This window comes from Chamaesiphon sp. (assembly GCF_041737865.1).
Lineage (GTDB): Bacteria > Cyanobacteriota > Cyanobacteriia > Cyanobacteriales > Chamaesiphonaceae > Chamaesiphon.
Map to the genome: position 1 here is coordinate 1 of NZ_JBGSQZ010000182.1, position 7,328 is coordinate 7,328.

Consider the following 7,328-nt stretch of genomic DNA (forward strand, 5'->3'; position numbering starts at 1 on the left):
GTAATGATACTCTCTCAAACCTTTAGCCCTTGTCGGTTATGGACTAATTCAGAGAAGAAAATCCCAGAGGGGCAAAATAGTAGCATTCAGTTATAAATATGCTGATTCCCCCTTTTCGGGGATTAATACAAAAAACCCCAAATTGGCATAATGTTCGGGATCGATCGGCAATAAAATTGGGCAATTGTCAATTATGAAAAACTCTAGATCATTTTTATTCTCGGCAGTTTTAAATACCCAATCCCAATCATACGGCCCTTCATGCTTTTCAAAAATGCCATCCCATTTTACTTTTCCAATCTTTTGAATTGTCTCTGCTGATAAATCTGCTAATTTCATCTAAATCTCCTATGTTTGTAGGGTCATTTCTGAAGTGATCACTCGATCGCGTTTATTCACTACCATTTATTATCCACTTCAAAATACCGAGAATCCGCTCGATGGGGTTGAGCGAATACTCCGTAACATCAATCGTCAAATCTTGTCCAGTCAGCTTGAGAAACTGCCAGAAAGTCCCTATGGTGACACTCTCGTAAATTGGTAGTTCCTGTCCCTTCGCTCGATTAAATTTCTGGGCAGCAACCATCTGAGCCGCACAATAACCCCAGCTAGCATTAAAATCGCCCTTTTCAGCCTGAATGACCACATAGTATAATGTTGTCATACATAGATAATAAACTATACTTTGTTGAGAGTTCTATGGACATTATTAACGCTAAGAGAAAAAATATTGCAATAGCAAAGGTCAGATCTTTGTTATCTGATGGTTGCATCTTCCTAGATTTAGAAACTTCTGGAGTTGGAGAAGATGCCGAAATTCTCCAGATTGGGATCGTTTCTCACACTAAAAAAGTAATCTGCAACCACTATGTAAAACCTCAACGGGGTATTAGCAAAGCAGCTACAGCAAAAAATGGCATTACGATCGAGCGGCTAATCGAACACAATGCCAGACCAATTGCCGAGGTATTGCCAGATGTTATGGCTATTTTGTCGGGAGTTGAAAGCATTGTGATTTATAATGCCACTTTCGATCGCCGAATCCTCGCCCAAAATGGCTGCCAAATCGATATCGAGCCAATTTGTTTGATGATTTTGCGCCGTGATATTGAAGGTGATGAAAAATTCTCCCCGCTTAATGGCAACCATGACGCGATCGGCGATTGTCTTGCTGCTGTAAATTTGTTAAATGTTTTGGCAGCTACACCTTACGCTCCAATCCAATTACCGCAAACAGTTGAAGAAATCGGTGAAATCGGAGATTTACTCGTCGCCGCATCAGCACTACGATTACAACTGGAAAAAGAAGAGACAATACTCAAAGCTTTGTTGGGTGAAGCACTTGCGGAGCAAAACCTCACTCAGGTCAGAACTGTTGGTGGGTGTTGTGTGACATTGGAATTGTCAATTACAAAAGTAAAGCTGAATAATGGAGTGACATTTGACGAGATCGAAGCACTTGATTCAGCGTTGGTAGATCGTGAGCCTCGGCTCAAGTCAGCAGCATCGTGGATAAAAAAACGCCTAAAAGCAGGTGAAACAGTACCTGCCAACTTACTAGATTACGAAGAAAAATTACTTGGTAAAGTTAAGTAGGATACCTGAAGAGGTGACAAGCACCATTGAAAAGGTTTCCCCCTACATCGGGTATCTTAAATTTATACTATGGGTCGATAACTATTATGGTTGATGTCACCAAGGGCAGCGGCAATGTATTTGAAGATTTAGGTTTCGAGCCGCTAGAAGCTGCTGATTTGAAAGCTAGAGCCGATCTAATGATAAGTTTACGGAAATTCATCCGCTCTCAAAACTGGACAAAAGCTCAAACAGCCGTGTTCTTTAATGAGTCACAATCTTGCATTAGCGATCTGATGAATGGTGAGATCGATCGGTTCTATGTCAAGCAATTAGTCCACCTACTGTCGATTGCTGGCATTGATGCCCACGTCTCTACTGAGACTACTCAAGATCTGGATCTGCCCCGATAAGAATACTGTTGTTACCGCTTATCGTGACATCAACTCCAAAAAGTCGCTCGCAATTGTTAGACTAAGTTAGTGAACTTAGTTTGTGGATCAGCGAGTTATGGAAACTGTCAATATCCATCAAGCGAAAACCCAGTTATCTCGCTTATTATCTTGTGTAGAACTAGGAGAGGAGATCGTTATTTCTAACCGAGGGGTGCCTGTAGCTAAATTAGTGCCCTTAAAACAGTCGAAACCTCGCCTTCAAAGCTTAGGTCGGGATCGGGGATTATTTACTGTTCCAGCCGACTTTGACGAACCATTGCCAGCAGATTTGTTAGCAGCTTTTGAGGGCGAGTCAGAATGAAACTAGTGCCTGAGCGCGATCGACATTGTGAAATCGATCGTGATTATGGTTGGTCTAGATAATTCTGAACTATTACAGCTTACTTTATTACCCAACACCGAAAATCAACTGCCGTTTGAGTTTTTGAATGATATGAATCGGTAGCATGACAATCATATTTTACTCCATCAACTTGCATTGCTGCTCCTTTTCGAGCTGGTGGATTCTCAATATTTTTCATTAGTGCAGTTACAGGATCGAATTTAGTTGAAGGATTTGCGATTCTCGTACCGAGAGGCTTCGCCAACGTATTCGAGATCGAACCACCGACTAATAATGAAAGTATCCCCAGCCAAATATATGTTGTCTTCATAATATCAAACATGCCAGTAAATTGATATATTATTACAATTTCATGAGATTGATTAAGACTGAAAGTATTCAATAATTACACTCCATAAAGATTAGGAATTGTAACTGTTTTTTCTTCATATTCATAAACGATATTTCCTAATAAATTTAGATATTTTCGTTGGTCTAAACTGAGTTGTTCTGCATCTAACAAAGCATCTATAACTTTCTGAACAGCCTGAAAATCTTCCTCTGTCCGGATCGGACGTGGTGGAAACTCGTTGACTAGATCGATATATTTCTTGCAAGTGGTAATTAGCATAGAATAATTAGCATAGAACATTTACCTTTACAGATTTAATTATTGTCACTTTGCCAATTCTTTTAGGGCATGTGTATATTTACTTACAACCTGTCGATATGCCTCCATCCCTGACTCGAATTCTGGATCGCTAGCAATAATGTGGATACCATCAGCCGTTTCAATCGCTAAGATACTATCCCCTTCATTTACTTGTAATTTTTGGATAATTTCTGCGAACAAGATTACGCCTAATGAGTTAACAATTTTTTTGATTTTCAGCGGTCTCATAAATTTTAGTTTTTATCAAAATCTCAGATATTTATCATCCATAATTAGATCGATTTATATCAACAAAATTTAGATCGTGCTAATACTGTGATGATAAGCATTTTTGGAGTCTGGCAAGCTCAAACTGTTGTTTACTGAAGCTGAGGGGGTGCTTGTCACCCCCTCAGCTTCTTTTCACGGTGAAGACGTGATGAATTTTGGGATAAATACTCTACTACTTGTCGTTTGATCCGCGTCACTGCACACCAATATATCATCAATATATTGGTGTTTTCTGGGAAAGTAATCCTAGCCACGCTCCACTAATACCAGATCGGACTGTGATATCCAGCCCGATAGATCTCCATTGTCAAATTGGATGGTGGCTTTTGCGCGACCTATAGCCCAGGTCGTTATTACACCCTCCTCTCCTGTCTGCTTGTTTTTAACTCGATCTCCTTTTAACAGGGTTTGGGGTAGCGGATTATTTTTCTCTGCCCCATCTGGCAACTCAACTAAATCTGCCAAAATTACCGCCATCGATTCTAGGTTGGCTAACTCGCTCGTGTTTTTATCACTAGAAAAGGTAGTCATGTTAGTCACATTTTCGCTGTAATCGTTTACTAGTAAGCTTTTAAAGTCATGACTACCCTTAGTCATGTTTTCGGCGAGTGAATCGACAGGATGACGCAAATCCGCAGGTTTGGAAACATGACTACCGTTAGTCATGTTTGACGATCGATACTCTGAACCGTCGTTCTCAGTTCCCGTTGTGGAGCAGTTAGCCAAAACATGACTAACTTTATGACTAACGGTAGTCATGTTTTGAATCTGGCTCTGTGTAGCGGTTTCATCTCCCGACTGACTAATTTTATGACTAAGGGTAGTCACCGATTCAATGTCTTGCCCAGAGCCATTTTCAGGTAAAACATGACTAACATGACTACCTTTTCTATCAATTAAAATCTGATATTTTCCTGACGTTGGAGCTTCACCGTTATCGATCGCAGATCCCAATGTGACTACCTTGGTCATAAACGATCTGATCTCTTGGACGGGTGGTTTAACCTTGCCACTCCACCACGGACGGACAGCGACCGCGTTAACCCATCCTTTCCCTTCAAACTTATCGATAAATCGCAGTATCCGGCTTAACTCTGGATCTTCAGTCAATCCCAACCGTTGATATTCGAGTAAAGTTTGCCCCAGCTCCCACTGAGTCCACTCAATTGCCATCGCCATCACCTCACCACTAATCGCTAGCTCTGGGACAACCCCTTGTTGTGCCGCAATCGCCCTGTGAACGATCAGCGCATTTCGACCCGCAATCCCCTCAGCCTTAGCATAGGTACCTCTCAATAACTCCGAAGCTTCTACCATAACTTGATCTTCTACATCGTCATGCCACACCTTCCAGAGCGTCTTAGCCGCATCTGAGAGGATATGTTCGATGACTGGGGCCGAGGATAAATTTGTATAGAGTGCTAATAGGCACTCAAACAAAGAAATCGAATTATGACTAAACGCATCAGTCTTAGTCTGGGGCAGACGACAGAACATAAATCGATTCCATAACCCATCCTCCGCACTAGAGTCATCCTTAATCATCTGAGCCAATACCGACGGCTGTAACCCCCCTAAGATGCTGACCGATGTATGGGGACAGAAAATAGTCGGCGACCCCTTGCGGTTGATCTTCAATGCCCCAGCGTTATATAAGTCCAACCATTTCTGACGGTCGCCCCCGCCTTTACGATAGGCATCCATTGACTTAAAGAACCCGGCCAACTCATCGACAAACACTAAATAGCTATCATCTGGACGATCGCTAATCGATTGCCCAATCGACTCAATCGTAAAATCGGAAAAATAACAGTCCAACATTGGTGCTGGTAGGGTCGGTTCTTCCCCACGCTTGTCAACTTTCTCAGTTTTCCAGAGACTATAATCTTGGTCGTAGAGATCTTTTTCAGCTTTGTATTTAGCGGCAATCTGTTTTTGAATCTTCAGTAATGGAGCTAATAAAGCCTTCAATACTGGACTTTTCTTGGTACCAGTTTCCCCAATCAGAGCAGACCACCGCAGTGCTGGTACTGAATAGTCAGTCCCAGGATTAATTAATAAACGGGTTTCCGGTGGGATTCGAGCGGAGAGAATCGGCAGTAGGCAAAATTCAAGTATTTCTAATGGAATATTAAAGTTATTAGCCGTTGCTTGTAAAGATATTCCCAGATTATCTTGAAATATTTGCGGAGCTTTTTTCCCCTTGATTTCTAGTAAATTCCCTAGCTTTACTTGTAAAAACTGAGTATTTTCTTCGTCTTCATTATTTTGGGGACTATTTTGTCGCTTGCTATCGATGTAATTACCAATAGCCTCAATCGGAATAATTTTGGCTATAATTTGCTCTTTAGTTAAATTGTGGTCGCAAATATCATCGCCAATGTCCATACCTCCTTGTGGATTCCGCCATAAGCCTTGAGTACCTGCTAGGTAGTAGCCCTCGATTTGGCTAGAGAAGTCCCGCTCGATGTTAGCGATATACTTTAGTCCATTGCTATCTCGATCTGGTGTCTGGACGATCCGCGCTCCTGCTAAGTCCGCCTGGTAATTCCCATAGTCGCTATAGGCTCCCGAACCTCCAAGAGTAGTTGTAGCAGCAATACTCAATGCCCATAGCAAATCAGCCGTAGCTTCACCTTCGACGTGGAAAATTAACTCACCACGCCCAATCGCCTGTCTAACCTCTTTGTATCTGTAAATGGGGATAAGGTGTCTAATTTCCTTTGGGTTGCCTGATTTCCATTGGCTACCCGTCCAGTAATATTGGCGGAAGGTTTTCTTCGTTCCATCACCAGGATCGATCCGCACTACTTTAATTAGTGAGTTGCCATCGCGGTCAGGATAAAAGTAATCTTTCCGAGATTGAGTGCGGATTGGCTTCTCCCAGTTATCTTGCTCTGGTTTCCATTCAGGCTTACCCTCTAGCTTGTCTATAGCCGCTCGGATATCTTTTGAGACACAGCCATTAAAACAGCTATAAGCACCTGTACTCTTGTTGCTATCTAGGTTGTGACCATTGCAGGCAGGGCAATGATACTTAGTTTTCGAGCCTTTTACTGGGGTCAGGACAGATAAATGTTCTGTGATGTTGTACGTTGACATGATGACTCCGGTAGTTGTGGAGCCGCTAGGATTTGAGCTAAATTGCTTGGAGGAGCGGGATTTTTTGAGATATAATGTAGGGGTATTTATGTGTTTAAAAGTACTCCTATCTAAATCGTGTTGTAAGCACGGTTCAGATTAGAAATCAAAAATGGTTTCACTCAAAGCCGCTCTAGCTCTAACTAGCAGCGGTTTTTTGGCAACTGTATATAAATAAATCAATACAGATTGGTTATTGCTTCATCCTAAACTATACTCTAATTTGCAAGTTCTGTCCAAATAATTTATTCCTCCAGCTATCGATATGTCTTAAATAGATTCAAAATCTATTTAAGACAAGATGCTTTTTCAATTAAGATCAGAGACGATCCAAGCCTTTATCCTATCTTGCTTCAAACCTATCCTACTTTACTTTTAAATAAAATAAGATAGGATAAAGCAAAACAATTAAACAGGATAATGCTCAAATCGTTGATGTATAGACTTTTCATCATTTGAGAAAGGATATATTTGAGAAAGGATATATAGCTTGAATCAAAAAATCGAACTTAGATCCAGCGTAAAGTCAGGTAATACATCCTCTCCGCCTAGACTGGTCGGGGATTGCAGCACTTCTACATCCTGTCCTAGACGGTAAATCTCAACCTGCCGCTGTTGAGGATTAATCAACCAACCCAAGCGTACCCCTACTCGTCGATACTCTTCCATCTTGGCTCGCACATCCTTTAGCGAGTCGGTTTTCGATCGTAACTCGATGACAAAATCGGGCACGACCGGAATTAGACCAGAGGTATCGACTCCTTCCAGCCGCGACCGCTCGATCCATGAGGCATCTGGCGATGGGTTTTTGCCGTCAAAAGCCGCAAAGTTATAGCCTGTAGATGAATCAAACAATCTACCCAAACCTTGACGATTCCAAAACCAAAGCTGT

General features: G+C 41.7%; 10 protein-coding genes. 3 read left to right on the forward strand and 7 right to left on the reverse strand.

Translation table 11 applies throughout. The features are described 5' to 3' along the window. Positions 1–90: 90 nt before the first annotated feature. Entirely contained in the window at positions 91–339 is a 249-nt protein-coding gene (locus tag ACEW9J_RS13705) for a hypothetical protein (protein WP_373545676.1), read from the reverse strand. A gap of 52 nt (positions 340–391) precedes the next feature. Next, positions 392–664 (reverse strand): hypothetical protein, encoded by a 273-nt coding sequence (locus ACEW9J_RS13710; protein WP_373545677.1) that lies wholly within the window; start codon positions 662–664, stop codon positions 392–394. 35 nt (positions 665–699) lie between these two features. On the opposite strand from ACEW9J_RS13710, the gene ACEW9J_RS13715 reads away from it, so the two are divergent. The 3 genes from ACEW9J_RS13715 to ACEW9J_RS13725 all read left to right on the forward strand — a co-directional run bounded on the left by ACEW9J_RS13715 (position 700) and on the right by ACEW9J_RS13725 (position 2,331). Continuing rightward, complete coding sequence (locus tag ACEW9J_RS13715) at positions 700–1,596, forward strand: 3'-5' exonuclease (protein ID WP_373545678.1); 897 nt, start codon at positions 700–702, stop codon at positions 1,594–1,596. A gap of 86 nt (positions 1,597–1,682) precedes the next feature. Further along, positions 1,683–1,988 (forward strand): helix-turn-helix domain-containing protein, encoded by a 306-nt coding sequence (locus ACEW9J_RS13720; RefSeq protein ID WP_373545679.1) that lies wholly within the window; start codon positions 1,683–1,685, stop codon positions 1,986–1,988. 97 nt (positions 1,989–2,085) lie between these two features. Then, positions 2,086–2,331: a type II toxin-antitoxin system Phd/YefM family antitoxin gene (locus ACEW9J_RS13725; protein WP_373545680.1), complete on the forward strand. Its 246-nt coding sequence runs from the start codon at positions 2,086–2,088 to the stop codon at positions 2,329–2,331. 79 nt (positions 2,332–2,410) lie between these two features. Here the strand turns inward: ACEW9J_RS13725 and ACEW9J_RS13730 are convergent, their stop codons facing one another. From ACEW9J_RS13730 to ACEW9J_RS13750, 5 genes are all read right to left on the reverse strand, one after another. Continuing rightward, positions 2,411–2,683 (reverse strand): hypothetical protein, encoded by a 273-nt coding sequence (locus tag ACEW9J_RS13730; RefSeq protein WP_373545681.1) that lies wholly within the window; start codon positions 2,681–2,683, stop codon positions 2,411–2,413. A gap of 75 nt (positions 2,684–2,758) precedes the next feature. Continuing rightward, entirely contained in the window at positions 2,759–2,983 is a 225-nt protein-coding gene (locus tag ACEW9J_RS13735) for a hypothetical protein (protein WP_373545682.1), read from the reverse strand. Between the two features lie 45 nt (positions 2,984–3,028). Further along, entirely contained in the window at positions 3,029–3,253 is a 225-nt protein-coding gene (locus ACEW9J_RS13740; protein WP_373545683.1) for an AbrB/MazE/SpoVT family DNA-binding domain-containing protein, read from the reverse strand. A gap of 288 nt (positions 3,254–3,541) precedes the next feature. Then, the gene (locus ACEW9J_RS13745; protein WP_373545684.1) at positions 3,542–6,397 is read right to left on the reverse strand and encodes a DUF3987 domain-containing protein; all 2,856 of its coding nucleotides are present in this window, start codon (positions 6,395–6,397) and stop codon (positions 3,542–3,544) included. A 534-nt stretch (positions 6,398–6,931) separates the two neighbouring features. Further along, positions 6,932–7,328: Uma2 family endonuclease (locus tag ACEW9J_RS13750; protein WP_373545685.1), on the reverse strand; the 397-nt coding region annotated here is incomplete at its 5' end.

Coding starts and splice junctions, on each gene's coding strand:
- ACEW9J_RS13710 (WP_373545677.1), bottom strand. CDS start 664: ATGACAACATTATACTATGTGGTCATTCAGGCTGAAAAGGGCGATTTT.
- ACEW9J_RS13740 (WP_373545683.1), bottom strand. CDS start 3,253: ATGAGACCGCTGAAAATCAAAAAAATTGTTAACTCATTAGGCGTAATC.
- ACEW9J_RS13735 (WP_373545682.1), bottom strand. CDS start 2,983: ATGCTAATTACCACTTGCAAGAAATATATCGATCTAGTCAACGAGTTT.
- ACEW9J_RS13730 (WP_373545681.1), bottom strand. CDS start 2,683: ATGAAGACAACATATATTTGGCTGGGGATACTTTCATTATTAGTCGGT.
- ACEW9J_RS13715 (WP_373545678.1), top strand. CDS start 700: ATGGACATTATTAACGCTAAGAGAAAAAATATTGCAATAGCAAAGGTC.
- ACEW9J_RS13725 (WP_373545680.1), top strand. CDS start 2,086: ATGGAAACTGTCAATATCCATCAAGCGAAAACCCAGTTATCTCGCTTA.
- ACEW9J_RS13705 (WP_373545676.1), bottom strand. CDS start 339: ATGAAATTAGCAGATTTATCAGCAGAGACAATTCAAAAGATTGGAAAA.
- ACEW9J_RS13720 (WP_373545679.1), top strand. CDS start 1,683: ATGGTTGATGTCACCAAGGGCAGCGGCAATGTATTTGAAGATTTAGGT.
- ACEW9J_RS13745 (WP_373545684.1), bottom strand. CDS start 6,397: ATGTCAACGTACAACATCACAGAACATTTATCTGTCCTGACCCCAGTA.